Source organism: Niveibacterium microcysteis (genome assembly GCF_017161445.1).
Lineage (GTDB): Bacteria > Pseudomonadota > Gammaproteobacteria > Burkholderiales > Rhodocyclaceae > Niveibacterium > Niveibacterium microcysteis.
In genome coordinates this window covers 1616220-1632481 of record NZ_CP071060.1, presented here as the reverse complement: position 1 = coordinate 1632481, position 16262 = coordinate 1616220, and the positions used below count along the sequence as shown (strand labels likewise).

Annotated in this window: 16 protein-coding genes; 6 read left to right on the top strand and 10 right to left on the bottom strand. The window is 65.3% G+C overall.

All coding sequences use genetic code 11. From position 1 onward, the window contains the following. Positions 1 to 49 precede the first annotated feature (49 nt). The 3 genes from JY500_RS07485 to argF form a co-directional block, all read right to left on the bottom strand. Positions 50 to 1279 (bottom strand): argininosuccinate synthase, encoded by a 1230-nt coding sequence (locus JY500_RS07485; protein ID WP_172204253.1) that lies wholly within the window; start codon positions 1277 to 1279, stop codon positions 50 to 52. Between the two features lie 154 nt (positions 1280 to 1433). Further along, positions 1434 to 1811 (bottom strand): VOC family protein, encoded by a 378-nt coding sequence (locus tag JY500_RS07480; RefSeq protein WP_172204251.1) that lies wholly within the window; start codon positions 1809 to 1811, stop codon positions 1434 to 1436. Between the two features lie 18 nt (positions 1812 to 1829). Next, complete coding sequence (argF, locus tag JY500_RS07475; protein ID WP_172204249.1) at positions 1830 to 2759, bottom strand: ornithine carbamoyltransferase; 930 nt, start codon at positions 2757 to 2759, stop codon at positions 1830 to 1832. Between the two features lie 310 nt (positions 2760 to 3069). Here argF and JY500_RS07470 point away from each other — a divergent pair, with 310 nt between their 5' ends. Beyond that, the gene (locus JY500_RS07470) at positions 3070 to 3354 is read left to right on the top strand and encodes a DUF3579 domain-containing protein (RefSeq protein WP_172204247.1); all 285 of its coding nucleotides are present in this window, start codon (positions 3070 to 3072) and stop codon (positions 3352 to 3354) included. Positions 3355 to 3429: 75 nt separating this feature from the next. On the opposite strand, the gene rpsT is transcribed toward JY500_RS07470, so the two are convergent. Continuing rightward, on the bottom strand, positions 3430 to 3702 hold the full coding sequence (gene rpsT, locus JY500_RS07465; RefSeq protein ID WP_172204245.1) for a 30S ribosomal protein S20: 273 nt from the start codon (positions 3700 to 3702) through the stop codon (positions 3430 to 3432). A gap of 137 nt (positions 3703 to 3839) precedes the next feature. Here rpsT and murJ point away from each other — a divergent pair, with 137 nt between their 5' ends. From murJ to JY500_RS07440, 5 genes are all read left to right on the top strand, one after another. Continuing rightward, on the top strand, positions 3840 to 5372 hold the full coding sequence (murJ, locus tag JY500_RS07460) for a murein biosynthesis integral membrane protein MurJ (RefSeq protein WP_172204243.1): 1533 nt from the start codon (positions 3840 to 3842) through the stop codon (positions 5370 to 5372). 85 nt (positions 5373 to 5457) lie between these two features. Next, positions 5458 to 6084, top strand: coding sequence for a YbhB/YbcL family Raf kinase inhibitor-like protein (locus JY500_RS07455; protein WP_206255800.1), 627 nt, complete (start codon positions 5458 to 5460; stop codon positions 6082 to 6084). Between the two features lie 24 nt (positions 6085 to 6108). Further along, on the top strand, positions 6109 to 7920 hold the full coding sequence (locus tag JY500_RS07450) for a cyclic nucleotide-binding and patatin-like phospholipase domain-containing protein (protein WP_206255799.1): 1812 nt from the start codon (positions 6109 to 6111) through the stop codon (positions 7918 to 7920). Continuing rightward, positions 7893 to 11729, top strand: coding sequence for a non-ribosomal peptide synthetase (locus JY500_RS07445; protein ID WP_206255797.1), 3837 nt, complete (start codon positions 7893 to 7895; stop codon positions 11727 to 11729). The genes JY500_RS07450 and JY500_RS07445 overlap by 28 nt, the downstream gene beginning before the upstream one ends. Before the next feature lie 8 nt (positions 11730 to 11737). After that, a complete protein-coding gene (locus JY500_RS07440) occupies positions 11738 to 12436 on the top strand; it encodes a TVP38/TMEM64 family protein (RefSeq protein WP_206255795.1) in 699 nt (232 codons plus the stop codon). 44 nt (positions 12437 to 12480) lie between these two features. Here the strand turns inward: JY500_RS07440 and adk are convergent, their stop codons facing one another. From adk to JY500_RS07410, 6 genes are all read right to left on the bottom strand, one after another. After that, positions 12481 to 13134 carry an adenylate kinase gene (adk, locus tag JY500_RS07435; protein ID WP_206255794.1) on the bottom strand — a complete coding sequence of 218 codons (654 nt, stop codon included), beginning with the start codon at positions 13132 to 13134 and terminating at the stop codon, positions 12481 to 12483. 79 nt (positions 13135 to 13213) lie between these two features. Next, a complete protein-coding gene (kdsB, locus tag JY500_RS07430; RefSeq protein ID WP_206255792.1) occupies positions 13214 to 13987 on the bottom strand; it encodes a 3-deoxy-manno-octulosonate cytidylyltransferase in 774 nt (257 codons plus the stop codon). Positions 13988 to 13989: 2 nt separating this feature from the next. After that, positions 13990 to 14172 carry a Trm112 family protein gene (locus JY500_RS07425; protein WP_206255790.1) on the bottom strand — a complete coding sequence of 61 codons (183 nt, stop codon included), beginning with the start codon at positions 14170 to 14172 and terminating at the stop codon, positions 13990 to 13992. Beyond that, a complete protein-coding gene (gene lpxK / locus JY500_RS07420) occupies positions 14153 to 15163 on the bottom strand; it encodes a tetraacyldisaccharide 4'-kinase (RefSeq protein ID WP_206255788.1) in 1011 nt (336 codons plus the stop codon). The genes JY500_RS07425 and lpxK overlap by 20 nt, the downstream gene beginning before the upstream one ends. A gap of 2 nt (positions 15164 to 15165) precedes the next feature. Then, positions 15166 to 15588, bottom strand: coding sequence for an ExbD/TolR family protein (locus JY500_RS07415; protein ID WP_172204225.1), 423 nt, complete (start codon positions 15586 to 15588; stop codon positions 15166 to 15168). 18 nt (positions 15589 to 15606) lie between these two features. Next, a complete protein-coding gene (locus tag JY500_RS07410; protein WP_172204223.1) occupies positions 15607 to 16212 on the bottom strand; it encodes a MotA/TolQ/ExbB proton channel family protein in 606 nt (201 codons plus the stop codon). Between the last annotated feature and the right edge of the window lie 50 nt (positions 16213 to 16262).

The window sequence follows — 16262 nt, the reverse complement described above, 5'->3', positions numbered from 1 at the left end:
GCCTTGAAACGCAAGGGCCGCCCTAAGGCGGCCCGCACTACTTCAAAGCTCAGGCACCGCGCTTGCGACGCGCATTTTCCGCGATTCGCATACGCAAAGCATTGAGCTTGATGAAACCTCCTGCATCCGCCTGGTTGTATGCGCCGCCATCGTCGTCGAAAGTTGCGATGGTTTGATCGAACAACGTGTCCTTCGAATCACGCGCCACGACCGACACCGAGCCCTTGTAGAGCTTCACGCGCACCCAGCCATTTACGTTGGTCTGCGTGTGGTCGATCAGCACCTGCAGCGCGCGGCGCTCCGGCGCCCACCAGTAGCCGTTGTAAATCAGGCTGGCGTAGCGCGGCATCAGATCGTCCTTCAGGTGCGCCACTTCGCGATCGAGCGTGATCGACTCGATGCCACGGTGCGCCTTGAGGAGAATCGTGCCTCCCGGGGTTTCATAGCAGCCGCGCGACTTCATGCCGACATAGCGGTTCTCGACCAGATCCAGACGGCCAACGCCGTGCTTGCCACCCAGCTCGTTGAGCTTGGCCAGCACTTCGTGTGCGGCAAGGCGGGTTCCGTTGATCGCCACGACGTCACCGCGCTCGAATTCCAGATCGACGTACTCGGGCGCGTCCGGTGCCGCTTCCGGCGACACGGTCCAGCGCCACATCGATTCTTCAGCTTCGTTCTTCGGGTCTTCCAGATGGCGGCCTTCGAACGAGATGTGCAGCAGGTTGGCGTCCATCGAATACGGCGCGCCACCGTTCTTGTGCTTCATCTCGACCGGGATGCCGTGCTTCTCGGCGTAAGCCAGCAGCTTCTCGCGCGACAGCAGATCCCATTCGCGCCACGGCGCGATGACCTTGACGTTCGGCATCAGCGCATAGGCACCAAGCTCGAAACGGACCTGATCGTTGCCCTTGCCGGTCGCACCGTGGGAGATCGTGTCAGCGCCGGTCTGGCGCGCGATGTCGATCAGGCGCTTGGCAATCAGCGGGCGTGCAATCGAAGTGCCGAGCAGGTACTCGCCTTCATACACGGTGTTGCAACGGAACATCGGGAAAACGAAATCGCGGACGAACTCTTCGCGCAGATCGTCGATGAAGATGTTTTCCGGCTTGATGCCGAACTTCAGCGCCTTGGTACGCGCCGGCTCCAGTTCTTCACCCTGACCGAGGTCGGCGGTGAAGGTCACCACTTCGCACTGGTAGGTGTCTTGCAACCACTTCAGGATGACCGACGTATCCAGGCCACCGGAGTAGGCCAGAACAACTTTCTTTGCTTCACTCATTTCCGTTCCTCGATGATTCCGACGCATCACCCACCGGCAGGCTCAAAGTGGTGCATACAGGCCGGGTAGGTCACCATTCGCGCTGAGCGTGCCGATGCGCGAACAGGATCCTGCACAGCCCCCGCCCGGCGTTCGGGGGCCAGACTAATCGTTGTCACTCAGGGTCGTGGCATACCGCCTCGACGTTGTTACCTTCAGGGTCGATCACAAACGCGCCGTAGTAACCCGGATGGTAGTGCGGGCGCAGACCCGGCGCCCCGTTGTCACGCGCCCCCGCAGCCATAGCCGCAGCGTAGAAAGCGTCGACCGCAGCGCGGTTCGGTGCCCGCCAAGCGAGATGGCAGCGCGTCGTCACATCCGCTGCGCTGACAAACCAGGTATCGATCTTGCTGTCACAGGCAAAGCCCAGCACCCGGACCCCGTCATGCACCGCATCGTAAGCCGGCAAGTAACCCAACGGCGCCAGCGCCGCCGCATAGAACGACTTCGTACGCTCGATATCGGATACACGAAAGGTCATGTGATCGATCATGGTGCAGCCTCCGTCAGCTTACTTTCCGTCAACCCGCCCCATCACCAGATACTCAAGCAAGGCCTTCTGCGCGTGCAGGCGGTTTTCGGCCTCTTCCCACACGACGCTCTGCGGCCCGTCGATCACTTCTGCCGATACCTCTTCACCACGATGCGCCGGCAAGCAGTGCATGAACAGCGCACCGCGGTTGGCCACGCGCATCATGTCGGCATCAACCTGCCAGTCGGCGAAAGCCTTGATCCGTGCTTCGTTTTCCGCCTCGAAACCCATCGAGGTCCACACGTCGGTCGTAATCAGATCGGCGCCGCGCGCGGCTTCCATCGGATCGGCAAATTGCTCGAAGTGACCCGTGCCGTAGAGGTTCGCCCGCTCGGGTTCGACCTCGTAACCCGGCGGCGTCGACACACGAACGTTGAAGTCCAGCACCTCAGCCGCTTGCAGCCAGGTGTTGCAGACGTTGTTGGAGTCACCGATCCAGGCCACGGTCTTGCCCTGGATCGGGCCACGCTGCTCGATCCAGGTGTAGATGTCCGCCATGATCTGGCACGGGTGGTATTCATTGGTCAGACCGTTGATGACCGGCACGCGCGAGTTGGCCGCGAAGCGCTCCACGATGCCCTGCTCAAAGGTGCGAATCATCACGACGTCCGACATGCGCGACATGACCTGTGCGGCGTCTTCCACCGGTTCGCCACGGCCCAACTGCGAATCGCGCGTATTCAGGTAGATTGCCGATCCACCGAGCTGGAACATGCCGGCCTCAAAAGACAGCCGCGTGCGCGTGCTGGCTTTCTCGAAAATCATCACCAGCGTGCGGTCGAACAACGGATGGTAGGGCTGGTAGCGCTTGAACTTGTCCTTGATCCAGCGTGTCCGCTCGAAGAGGTAGTCGAACTCTTCACGCGAAAAGTCGTTGAACTGAAGAAAGTGCCTGGGCGCAGTCGCCATCATCATCTCGCTCGGCCGCGATCCGTATCGCGCGCGGCCCCGTTGGTCATGCAGTTGGTGGTGCGTTGCTCTGAGTACTCGATGCGATCGCGTCAGGCTGACGTCAGCCGCATAGAGGAACCTTCAATTTTACGGCAGCCGTCAAATCACGTCGACCCAATGGAACTTTCTGCCGCAACACCGATTGCAGCCCATACGCCACCGTCCGGCTTTGGCGCCCCCGCCCGCTCTGCTAGAATCCGCGCCACACAACGTTTCAGACCGGCAGTTCAACGGGGTCACAAACCCTCGTCAGGCCCCGGAGCACGCCATGTCGATTGAGAGTTTCGTGATCGTCGGCCTCACGCGCGAGGGCCGCAAATTCCGCCCGAGCGACTGGGCCGACCGCCTGTGCGGCATCATGTCGGCCTTCGGCGCCGAAAAACGGATGCGCTACTCGCCCTATGTGCGGCCTGGATGCACGCTGGGTGGCGAAAAGTGCGTGGTTGTCGACAAGCGGCTGCACGAACTCGAACCGCTCGCCTACAACTTTCTCGTCAACTTCGCGAAGGACAACGACCTTCAGGTCGATCCGCTCGCCGACGAACAAGGCTAAGCCGCGCCGAAGGCGAGGCACAAAAGAAAACGGCTTCCCAAGGGAAGCCGTTTTTCATGCCAGATCAGCAAGAACTCAGGCGGTAGCGCCCAGTGCCTTGATCGCAGCCGACAGACGCGACTTGTGACGGGCAGCCTTGTTCTTGTGGATGATCTTCTTGTCAGCGATCGAATCGATGGTGCTCATCGACTGGTCGAAGACTTGCTTTGCAGCTGCCTGATCGCCCGCGTCGATGGCCTTACGAACCGCCTTGATCGCGGTGCGCAGGCGGGAACGGAGGCTGGCGTTGTGAGCTCGCGCCTTGAGCGCCTGGCGCGCGCGTTTGCGGGCTTGTACCGAGTTGGCCATGTTGGAACGTCCAGTTAGTATTCGTACAGAAAGCCGGCGATTTTAACGACCTTCTGCTAATTAGGCAAGCACTTAAGTTGCCCGCGGCATGCGGGGGTGGCTATCATCCCCTGCTTAGCTTCCCTCCGGCAAACTCAGTGAATCTCCTCAAGGCTCTTGCGACAGTCAGCGGCATGACTCTGCTGTCGCGCATCCTCGGCTTCGTTCGGGACTTTGTCATCGCGCGCGCATTCGGCGCCGGCATCGCGACAGACGCATTCTTCGTTGCCTTCCGCCTCCCCAACCTGCTGCGGCGGCTCTTCGCGGAAGGCGCGTTCTCGCAGGCCTTCGTGCCGATTCTGTCGGAATACAAGAACCGCCGCACCGAGGAAGACACCCGCGCGCTGGTGGACCATGTGGCAAGTCTGCTCGGCATCGCCGTGGCCCTGGTGGCGCTGCTCGGCGTGATCTTCGCGCCCGCCGTGATTCTGGTTTCGGCGCCGGGCTTCGCCAAGAACGCGGACAAGTTCGCCCTGACCGTCGAACTCACTCGCATCACCTTCCCGTACATCCTTTTCATGGCGCTGGTCGCGCTGGCAGGCGGCATCCTGAATGCGTGGAGCCGTTTCTCGGTGCCGGCATTCACACCGGTGTTGCTGAACGTCGCTTTCATCGTGATGGCGCTATTCGCCGCGCCATACTTTGATCCGCCCGTACTGGCACTGGGTTGGGCGGTGTTTCTCGGCGGCATCCTGCAGCTGGCCTTTCAGGTGCCTGCACTGAAGAAGATCGGCATGCTGCCGCGCTTCCGCCCCGACTGGTCCGATCCCGGGGTGCGTCGGGTACTTAAATTGATGGCGCCAGCCACGCTGGGCGTATCGGTGGCGCAGATCAGCCTGCTGATCAACACCATCTTCGCCTCCTTCCTTCCGACCGGCTCGGTTTCGTGGCTCTACTACGCCGACCGCCTGATGGAATTCCCCTCCGGCATGCTGGGCGTGGCACTCGGCACGATCCTGCTGCCAAGCCTGTCCAAACTGCACGCCAAGGGCGACCACGAGGAATTCGCGGCCCTGCTCGACTGGGGGCTGCGCCTGGCACTGCTGCTGACGCTGCCCGCGGTGGTGGGTATCGGCATCCTGGCCGTGCCGCTCGTAACAACGCTCTTCCACCATGGCGCCTTCTCGGCCAATGACGTGATGCAGACGCGCTCGGCGCTGACCGCTTACGCGGTAGGCCTCTCGGGCATCATCCTGGTGAAGATCCTGGCGCCGGCGTTCTATTCGCGGCAGGACATCAAGACGCCGGTCAAGATCGCATTGCTGACACTTTGCGTGACACAAGCACTTAACCTCGCTTTCATCGGGCCGTTGAAGCATGCTGGGCTTGCGCTGTCGATCGGCCTGGCGGCAACGCTCAATGCCGCGCTACTGTTCCAGGGGCTGCGCAGCCGCGGCATCTTCAAACCGCAGCCGGGCTGGGGCCGCTTTGCTATGCGGCAGGCCGGTGCGCTGGTGGTGATGGCGGTGGCGTTGTGGCTGGGCATGGGCGGCGAGCAACGCTGGCTCGAAATGCACGGCCTGCAACGCGTGCTCTGGCTCACGGCGGTGGTGTGTGGCGGCGCGGCCATCTACTTCGCAACCCTGTTCGCGCTCGGCTTCAGAGTCGCCGACTTCCGCCGGCGCGCTTGAGAGGCTGGACGTGGCATCGGACGGATTTCGCAGTTCCTGCCGGTAGCGGTTCGCCGCCGGCGCAATGACACCCAGGGAGGCACCCATGAAGCTCTGGAGTAACAGCATTCGCGACGGCGCACCGATCCCAGGCGAGTTCGCCTTCGCAGTCCAGGCCACGCACGGCCATGTCGCGCTGTCGGCCAACCGCAACCCGCACCTCGCCTGGTCCGGCGCGCCCGCCGGCACCCGCTCCTACGCCCTGATCTGCCACGATCCGGACGTCCCAAGCCGCGGTGACGACGTCAATCAGGAAGGCCGCAGCGTGCCGATCACCTTGCCGCGGGTGGATTTCTTTCATTGGGTGCTGATCGACATCCCGGTCGGCATTGACGAGATCGCTGCCGGCAGCTTCAGCGACGGGGTCGTGGCCCGCGGCAAACCCAGCGCCGGCCCGCTCGACACCCGCCAGGGGCTCAACGACTACACCGGCTGGTTTGCCGGCGACGCCGACATGGCGGGCGATTACCACGGCTATGACGGCCCTTGCCCGCCGTGGAACGACGAACTGCCGCACCGCTACATCTTCACGCTTTACGCGCTCGACACCGATCGGGTGCCGATCGAAGGCCGCTTCGGCGGCGCCGAGGCGCGCGCGGCCATCGCCAAGCACATCCTGGCGCAGGCCTCATTCACCGGCCGCTACACGCTCAACCCCGCAGTCCGCCTCTAAGCCTGCGCCCACACGGGAACCGCCATGCCCGACGCCAGTTACGACGCGGCACGGATCGGCGACATCCTGCGCGGCAGTCGCCTGTTCGGGCAGATTAACGACGCGGCGCTGTCGCAACTCGTCGCGCTGCTCAAACCGGTCCGCAAAGCCGCGGGCGAAGTGGTCTATCGCGAGAAAGAGCCCTCAGGGAGCCTCGTGATCGTGCTGGCCGGCAGGCTGCGGGTATCCCGCAACGACCGGGAAGGGAATCTGCTGCTCTACAACGAGCTGTGCCCGGGCGAGTGCATCGGCGAGACCGGCATGATCCTGCAGCAGCCGCGCACGGCCGACGTCGTGGCCTTGCGCGACTCGACCGTGGCGGAGCTCAGCCGCGCCGACTACGAAACGCTGCTGCAGCAAAACCCGCTGGTATTCAGCCAGATCTTTTCTCAAGCGATCTACCACTACCTGCGCCACCTGCCCCAGATCGCAGAGCGCAAGCGAGCGCAGGCCTTCGCGATCATCCCGCTGCATCGTGGCGAGGAGGCCGCCTTGCTCGCACGCGGCCTCGCCCAAGCGTTCGCGGCGCGGCGGGTCACGCACCTCCGCCCGCCATCGCCCGGCGAAGCCGCGGACGATCAGGCGATCGCCCGCCGCCTTGGCACCGTGGACGCGATGGAAGTCTCGGCCGACTTCATCCTGTACGAAGCGGAAGCGGCGCTCTCGCCCTGGACAAAGTTCGCCGTGCGGCAAGCCGACCAGGTGATCTTCGTTGCACGCAGCACCGATACCCCGACGGTTGGCGCGCTCGAACAACAACTCCGCATGGAGCCGGGGCTGACCTACAAGCGGCAGCATCTGGTGCTATTGCACCCAGCCGGCACTAGCGTGCCAACCGCGCCGACCCCGTGGCGCGCGGCGCGTGAGGTGGAGCGGATCTACCTCCAGCGACACGACGCACCCGGTGACCACGAAAGCCTCGCGCGTTTTCTGACCGGACACGCAACCGGCATCGTGCTTGGTGGTGGCGGTGCGCGCGGCTTCGCGCATCTGGGCGTGCTACGGGCGCTCGAAGAAGCCAACATCCCGATCGACCTGATCGGCGGCAACAGCATGGGCGCCCTGATTGGGGCGCAGTACGCCTGCGGCATTGGCTTTGACGATATCCGCGAGAACATCCTGCGCTTCACGCGCACCGGCGAGCGACCGTCGCTGCCCGTGATTTCGGTGCTCTCCGGACGGCGAATCGAACGCGAGTTGCGGCGCCTGTTCGGCGACGCCACGGCCGACGCGCTCTGGCGCCCCTACTTCGCCGCCGCCTGCAACCTGAGCCAGGCCTGCACCACGGTGCAGGACACCGGCCCGCTATGGCGCGCCGTGCTGGCCAGCAACTCGCCGGCCGGGCTATTGCCGCCGGTGCTGCTCAACGGCGATCTGCTTGTCGACGGCGCCATACTCGACAACGTGCCGGTCGAAGCGATGCGGACACGGCTCGGCACCAAACTCGAAAAACGCCGCGGCAACGGCACCGTGATCGCCGTCGATGTGGACGTGCGCGAAGCGCTGCAGGTCGATGCCGAAGTCAAACGGCTGTCACCCTGGCGCAAGATCCGCGGCCATATGTCGGCCGACGCGCCGGTGGTGCCCGGCATCGGCGACATCCTGTACCGCGCCAGCCACATGGGTGGCCTCACCCAGCGTGGTCGCACGATCGCCCTCTCTGACTACTACCTTGAGCCACCGGTCGCGGAGTTCCCCTTGATGGCCTACCGCCGCGCGCGCGAGATCGCTGAGGCGGGCTACCGCTACGCCAGCGCCGAGATCGAACGATGGGATCGCCAGAACTTCGCGCTGTAGTGCAGGGTGTGCTGCCGCTGTCGCTCAGCCAGCATGAAGTCTGGCTCGACCAGCGCGCGTGGCCTGGCAGCCCGCACTTGATCATCGGCGGCGGCATCCTGTTCAAGGGACGCCTCGATCGCCTGCTGCTTCAGGCTGCACTCGATCGCACCGTGGCGGAATGCGAAGTGCTGAGGCTCGTGCCGCAGGCAGCGGGCGGTCAACAACTGCTCGCAGCCCATCAGCAAGCGCTCGTCTTCGCAGAGATCGCAGCGAACCTGCCCATGCGCGAGGCAGTGCAGCGATGGTGGAACGCCTCGCTGGCAACCCCGTTCGCACTGGACGGCCCGCCGCCGTGGCGTATCGCGCTGCTCAGCGCCGGTGAAGCGGAGCATTGCGTGGTCATCCAGTTTCACCATCTGGTCATGGACGGCTGGGGTACCACGCAGATCATGGCGCGCTGGGCGGCCCACTATGCCGCGCTCGTCGCCGGCGACGCACAGCCAGCGGCGGAAGACGGCGACTACCGCTGCTTCATCGATGAATCACTTGCCTATCGCGCATCGCAAGACTTCGCCGACGACGGCGCCTTCTGGGCGGGGCAACTGCCGAGCTTGCCGCCGCCGCTGTTTGAACGCCACAGCGCCGCCCGCGCCGACCATCACACTCGCCTGCCGGCCGCCACACTCAGCCGGTTGCCGCTGCCGCGCACCGACTATCAGCAGATCGTCGCGGCCGCCAACGCACCGGGCCAGAGCGCTTTCTGCGTCTTCCTCGCCGCGCTTGCGCTCTATTTTTGCCGCGTGCGCGGACTGAGCGAAATCGTCGTCGGCGTCCCCAGCCTCAACCGCAACGGCAAGCGCCACAAACGCACGCCCGGCATGTTCGTCGGCGTACTGCCATTGCGGATCAGCGTGACGCCCGAGGATACGGTGGCGAGCCTGATCGCCGGCATCAGCCGCACGCTGCGTAGCGCGCTACGCCATGCGCGCTACCCGTTAAGCGAAGTCGCTCGCCAGCTGCAGGCCATCCGCAGCCATCGCGACAGCGTGTTCGACGTGCTGCTTTCCTTCGAACGGCAGGACTACTCGGTGCGCTTCGGCGAAGCCTCTGCCGTGGATTCCTGGCAGCTCTTCTCCGGCGTGGCTCGCTACCCGCTCGGGCTCACCGTATGCGAATTCGACGACAGCGGTGATCTGGAATTGGTACTTGAAGGCAGCTCCGCCTGTTTCGCGGAGGGCGAACTTGCGCTGCTCGGCCGCCGCATCCGCCATGTGATGTGCGAGATCGCCCGTCAGACCAGCCTGCCGGTGGCGGCGATAGACATCCTGCCGCCCAACGAACGTGCCGCGGTGCTCGATGGCGTGCACCGCGGGCTGCTGGAAACGGTGTCCCCTGCAAGCTTCATCGCGCAGTTCGAAACCCAGGCGCGCCAAGCGCCCGACGCACGGGCACTGGTTTGGGATGGCGGCAGCCTCAGCTACGGCCAGCTCAACCTCCACGCCCAAGCGCTGGCCACCCGGCTACGCGGCGCCGGTGCCGCACGCAATTTGATCGTTGCAGTCTGCATGCGGCGTTCGGCCGACATGGTCGTGGCGCTATTGGCCATCGCCAAGGCCGGCGCGGCCTTCCTTCCGCTCGATGTCGACGCGCCGGACGCGCGCCTGGCAGTTGTGCTGCAGGAGAGCCAAGCGGTGGCGGTGCTGGTTGATCCGGCGGAGCGCCCGCGGATCGCCGCGCTGCATCCGCAGCCAATCGCGCTTGGGCCGCTGCCCAGTTCGCCGGGCAACAATGTCGCACCCACGTGGCCTGCGCCCGCGCAAGACGATCTCGCCTACGTACTCTTTACCTCGGGCTCAACCGGCCGGCCCAAGGGCGTCATGATCGAGCACGGCGCCCTCGCACGGCGAATCGCATGGCTCGCTCGCGAATGGGCGATTGGCCCGACTGATCGCTCAGCGCAGGCGACTCAGATCACCTTTGACCCAGCCCTCATCGAGCTGATACTGCCCCTTGCCTGCGGCGCCAGCGTTGCACTGCCGCCACCGGGCCGTTTGGCACCGGAGGCGGTGGCGGAATTCTCGGCACGCCACGGCGTTACGTTCACGAGCTTCGTGCCATCCACGCTGCGGCGCTTCGTCGATGCCGCCGGCGGGCTGCCGCGCCTGCAATTGCGTTTTGCGTGTTGCGGTGGCGACGTTCTGCCGCCAGCACTGGCACAACGTTTCCGCGAGACCTGCGGCGCACGGCTCTACAACGTCTACGGCCCCACGGAAGCCTGCATCTTCGCGACGGCCTGGCCCTGCAGCGCGTCGGACGGCGACGGCGCACTGCCTGTCGGACACCCGGTCGACGACACACGCATTTACGTGCTGGACGATGCGGGACGCCCTGCGCCCTTCGGCTGCCAGGGCGACATCTGGATTGGCGGCAACACGATCGCTCGCGGCTACCTCAACCGGCCGGATCTGGACGCTGATGCTTTTGCAGCCGACCCATTCCGCACCACCGGACGCATGTATCGCACCGGCGACCGCGGCTGGCTCACGACGGATGGCACGCTGCACTTCGCCGGCCGCAGCGACCGCCAGATCAAACTGCGCGGCTATCGCATCGAACCAGCCGAAATCGAAGCCGCGCTGCTCGCGGTAGGCGGCGTGAATCAAGCGGCCGTACGCCTTGTCGACGCGGATCACAAGCCGCGCCTGCATGCCTGGGTCGCAGCCGACGGGCAGGACACAGCTGCACTCAACCGCCATCTGCGCAGCCACCTGCCCGACTACATGCTGCCAGCCGGCATCACGATCCTCGCCACCCTTCCGCTCAACAGCACCGGCAAGGTCGATTACGCCGCGCTACCGGAACCGGCCAGCCCGAACCACGGCGACACCATCCGCCAGCCGCGCACAGTGCTGGAGCGCGATCTGCTCCGGCTGTGGGAGGCCGGGTTGAAGATGCACGGGATCGGGATCGATGACGACTTCTTCGAACTCGGCGGCGACTCGCTTGCGGCGGTCGACATCCTGGCCGGCGTTCAACGCCTGACGGGCAAGTCTGCCTCGCTGCTGATGCTGACTGAAAACCCCAGCGTCGCGCTGCTCGCCGAGGCGCTGCAGGATGAGGCAGGCCCGACGCGCCTGATGCTGCCGCTCGGCCAGCAGAGTGGCCGCATCACCCTGTATGTCGCCGCGTCGGGGCATGGCGACCTGATGCGCATGCAAGCGCTGGCACGAGCGCTGGGCCCGGAGATCAACCTGTTCATGCTGCAGCCGCCCACCTCCGGCAAACTCGCCGACATGGCCGACCTCGCAGCGCAGTACGCAGACAAGATCGCCCAGCATGCGCGTCAGCCGGTGATGCTGGCGGGTTTCTCGGTTGGCGGCATTGCTGCGCTGGAAACCGCGCGTACGCTGCAGGCGCGCGGCGTGACGGTACGCGGGCTGGTGCTAATCGACACCGTCTATCCGGGCCCGCTGCTGCGTCGCCCGCGCTTCTGGCGGCTGCTCGCGTGGCTGACGCGCAGCCTGTACGTGCAGGAACTCAGCATGAACGGCCGACGCCTCGGCGCAATGTTCGCCGACACCGGCCTGGTGGCCCAGGTCATGGCCCTCCACGACTACCGGCCGCAGGCCTTTGCGGGCCGCAGCTGCCTGATCAAATCGTCTGGTCTGGCGAACTGGGATCGTTGGCTGTTCCGACCCTGGCTGCGTCTCGGCCAAGGCGCGTTGGCAACGCGCGAGATCGCCGGGCTGCACGGCTCGGTTTTCGAAGTCGGCCATGTGGAAGCCCTCGCCGCCGCGCTACGCGCCGAACTTGGCGAACCCGATTGAGCGCACCGATGCACGACGGCCCCACCGAGGCACACCACGCGCGTTTGCGCCATCGCCGCCGCGGCTTCTTTCTGGCAATCGCGGCGGTCATCGGGCTAGCGCTGGCATGGCAACTCACGCCACTGCGCGACACGCTGGACCTCAATCGCATGGTGGCCGGTCTTCGCCAGCTCGGTCAGCAACTTGGCCCGGCCGCAGCCGTCGGCAGCTTCGCGCTGGCTTGCGTGATCGCTGTGCCGCTGTCGATTCTGATGCTCGTTTGCGCGCTGGCGTTCGGGCCGACGCTCGGCATCGTGTATGGCATCTGCGGTGCGAGCCTCGGCGCCGCGCTGAGCTTCCTGTTCGGTCGCTGGCTCGGGCAGGAGGCGATCAGCCGCGTGGCCGGCCCGCGCGTGCGCTACATCAGCCAGCGCTTGGGGCATCGCGGCGTGCTCAGCTCAATCGCGCTGCGGCTGGTGCCCGTGGCGCCCTTTGCGTTGGTGAACATGGTGGCCGGAGCAAGCACGATCCGCCTGCGCGACTTCCTCTTCGGCAGCGCGATCGGCATGTTGCCGCTGGTATTGGTGAGTGCTGTGTTCGCCGAGCAGATCGTGAACGCCGCAACACGACCCGGTTGGCTGACGCTGCTGTTTGTCGGGATCACGCTGGCGCTGGTGGTGGGTGGCAGCGCGGTGTTGCGCCGGTGGTGGCGCGAGGCGGAAGACTGAGATGAGAACGGCGCGACCCTTGCCGGGTCGCGCCGGATTGCCAATCAGGCCAATGCTTCAAGTGCGCGCGTGGTGATCGCGTCCACACTGCCCTGGCCAGAGATCATGCGGTACTTCGGCGCCTTGGCATCCCCCGTCGCCGCCCAGTCGCTGTAGTACTTCACCAGCGGCGCGGTCTGCGAGTGGTAGACCTCGAGGCGCTTCTTGACGGTTTCCTCGCGGTCGTCGTCGCGCTGCACCAGCGGTTCGCCGGTCACGTCGTCCTTGCCTTCCACCTTGGGCGGGTTGAACACCACATGGTAGGTACGGCCCGAGGCAAGGTGAGCACGGCGCCCGCTCATGCGGGTGACGATCTCGGAATCTGGCACATCGATCTGCAGCACGAAGTCGAGCGCCACGCCCGAGCTCTTGAGCGCTTCGGCCTGCGGAATCGTGCGCGGGAAGCCGTCGAACAGGTAGCCCTTGGCGCAGTCCGGCTGGGCGAGACGTTCCTTGACGAGGCCGATGATCAGATCATCCGATACCAGCTGACCGGCATCCATCACCTGCTTGGCGGCAAGGCCCAGCGGCGTGCCTTCCTTGATCGCGGCGCGCAGCATGTCGCCGGTCGAGATCTGCGGGATGCCATATTTTTCGGTGATGAACTTGGCTTGGGTACCCTTGCCCGCACCCGGCGGGCCCAACAGAATCAGACGCATCTCCCCTTCTCCTGATATGTGTGGCGGCAATCACCAGTATCGGCTGCCGCGCTTACCCTGAACTTACCGCCCCGGCCAACTAACCGGCGGCAGATTCGAAATGGGCCCGCACGCGGGCCAGGTCTTCGGGCGTGTCCACGCCGGCCGGCGGCGCCGACGCAAGCGTGATCACGCGGATCCGGTAGCCATGCCACAGCGCACGCAACTGCTCGAGCATCTCGATCGATTCGAGCGGCGACGGCGCCAAAGCGGCGTAGCGGCGCAGAAAGGACACCCGATAGGCGTAGAGCCCGACGTGGCGCAGCGCGCCGAGTTCGACCGGCAAGACACTGCGGTCGCGGGCAAAGGCATCGCGTGCCCACGGGATCGGTGCCCGCGAAAAGCTCATCGCATTGCCGGCCGCATCGCACACCACTTTGACCACCGCCGGGTTGAAGAACTCTTCGGCATCATGGATCGGGTGCGCGGCGGTCGCGATCGCGGCATCCGGATCGTCAGCCAATGCCTGCGCCACCGCTGCAACGACGGCCGGGTCAATCAGCGGCTCGTCGCCCTGCACGTTGACGACGATCGTCTCGTCCGGCCAGCCGAGCGTCTCGACCACTTCTGCCAGACGGTCGGTGCCACTCGGATGCTCGGGCCGTGTCATCAGCACCTTGCCGCCGCAAGCACGCACCGCCGACTCCACATCGGCGTGATCGGTCGCCACCCAGACCGACTCGGCACCAGAGGCCTGTGCACGCTCCATCACGCGCACCACCATCGGCTTGCCGGCGATGTCGGCCAGCGGCTTGCCCGGCAAACGAGTTGACGCGTAGCGCGCCGGCACCACGGCCTGGAAAGGCGCTGCCATGTTCAGGCGCTCGCCTCGTCGTCGCCCAAGGCGCGGGCCTCGTCTTCAAGCATCACCGGGATGCCGTCGCGCACCGGGTAAGCAACCCGGCAGGGCTTGCAGACCAGTTCGTTGGCCGCCTTGCGGAACTCGAGCGGCCCCTTGCACAGCGGGCAGACCAGGATTTCAAGCAGTTTTGCATCCATTCAAACGCTCCAGTACGCGCTCCAGCGCCCCTTCCCTGATGTCGGCATCCACCGGCAGCACCCAGGTTTCGCGTGGCGCAAAAGCTTGCAATTTTATCGCATCCTTCTCGGTCACCACGAGCGCATCGGCGTCGCGCAGCGCAACGTCATCTGCCGTGAACGGGTGGTGATCGGCGAAGGCCTCTTCAGCCACCGGGTGGAGGCCGAAATCGTGCAGGGTCGAAAAGAAACGCTCGGGCCGGCCGATGCCGGCCAGCGCGCGCAGCTTCAATCCGGAAAATTCGCCCGGCGAACGCCGTTGGCGCGGGTCCGCCAGTCGGTAGAAGGCCGTCGGCCACAGGCGCATCGAATACACCGGTGCCGGAGGGCACTTGGCCCGCACCGCCGGTGGCATATCGCCGTGCGCCAAAACCAGGTGAGCCTGCGCCAAACGCTTCACCGGCTCGCGCAATGGCCCCGCCGGCAGCATCAGGCGGTTGCCCATCTGGTGCGCATCAACCACGACGATCTCGACGTCGCGCTTCAGACGGTAGTGCTGCAGACCGTCGTCCGTCACAATCACATCGACTTCCGGGTGCGCTTCGCGCAAGGCCCGCGCGGCGGCAACCCGGTCGCGCCCGATCCAAACCGGGCAGCGCGAGCGCCGCGCCAGCAGCACCGGCTCATCGCCGCAGACTGCGGGATCGCTGTCGGGCTCGACGCCTTGCACGCCTTCGGCGCTGCCACCATAGCCCCGGCTCACGACAGCTGGCCGAAAACCCGCTGCGCGCAAGTGCTCGACGAGCCAGATCACGACCGGCGTCTTGCCACTGCCGCCCACCGCGATGTTGCCGACAACCACGACCGGCACACCGACCGCATAGCTGCGCAGCCAGCCGAGGCGGAACATCGCGCACCGACACGCAACGACAGCACGGAACAGGAGCGAGAGCGGAAAGAGAAACGCCGCGGGGACGCCGCGGCGTTTCCAGAAGCCTGGAGCAGAACGCACGGTCAGTTCTGGCTGGCCTGCGTGGCGAAGGTGATCTGCGGCAGATCGGCAGCCTGCGCGGCCTGCATCACGTCGATCACCGCCTGATGCGGTGTCTTGGCATCGGCGTTGATGATCACGACCGGCTCCTTCTCGCTCTGCGGACGCGCACGACGCAAGGCATCGGCGATCGCGGCAGGCTCACGGCTGCTGACGGGCACACGATTGACGATCACATCCCCTACCGCCGTGACGATCACGTCGATCTCGTTCGGCACGCTCTTGGCGGCCGGCGCAGCGGCGGTCGGCAGGTTGATCTCGAGCCCCGAAAACTTCGAGTAGGTCGTCGTGAGCATCAGGAAGATGATGATCACGAGCATCACGTCGATCAGCGGGATCAGATTGATCTCGACGTCCTCAGTACGACGTCCGCGGCGAAAGTTCATCTGGAGACTCCGGGCCGCTCAGCGGCGCTCGCCGTGCAGCACTTCCACCAGCTTGATCGCCTGCTGTTCCATCTCGACGACAAAATCGTCGACCTGGGCGCGGAAGTGGCGATAGGCGATCAGCGACGGAATCGCGATGATCAGGCCGAAACCGGTGTTGTAGAGCGCCACCGAGATACCGTGCGCCAGTTGCTGCGGGTTGGTACCACCCGGCGACGTGGAGCCGAAGATCTCGATCATGCCGATCACGGTACCGAACAGGCCCATCAGCGGCGTGACGGTGGAAATCGTGCCCAGGGTCGTGAGGAAACGGCCCAGCTCATGCGCCACGGCACCGCCGGCCTCTTCGATCGACTCCTTCATCACGTCGCGCGAAGCCTTGGCGTTCTTGAGCCCGGCGGCAAGCACGCGGCCCAGCGGCGAGTGGTTCGCCACCCGCAACACCAGCTCATCGGTGATGCCGCCCTGACGGAGATCGCCAATGATCTTGTCGACCAGCCCGACAGGGACAATTTTGCTGCGACGCAGCGCGACGACCCGTTCAAGGATCAAAGCAAGGGCGATGACGGACGCCACGATCAGGAAGTAGATCGGCCAACCGGCAGCCTGAATGATCGCCAACACGTGTGCAGCTCCTTTAGATGCGGGGGATATCGCGAAGCATGGGACTTTAG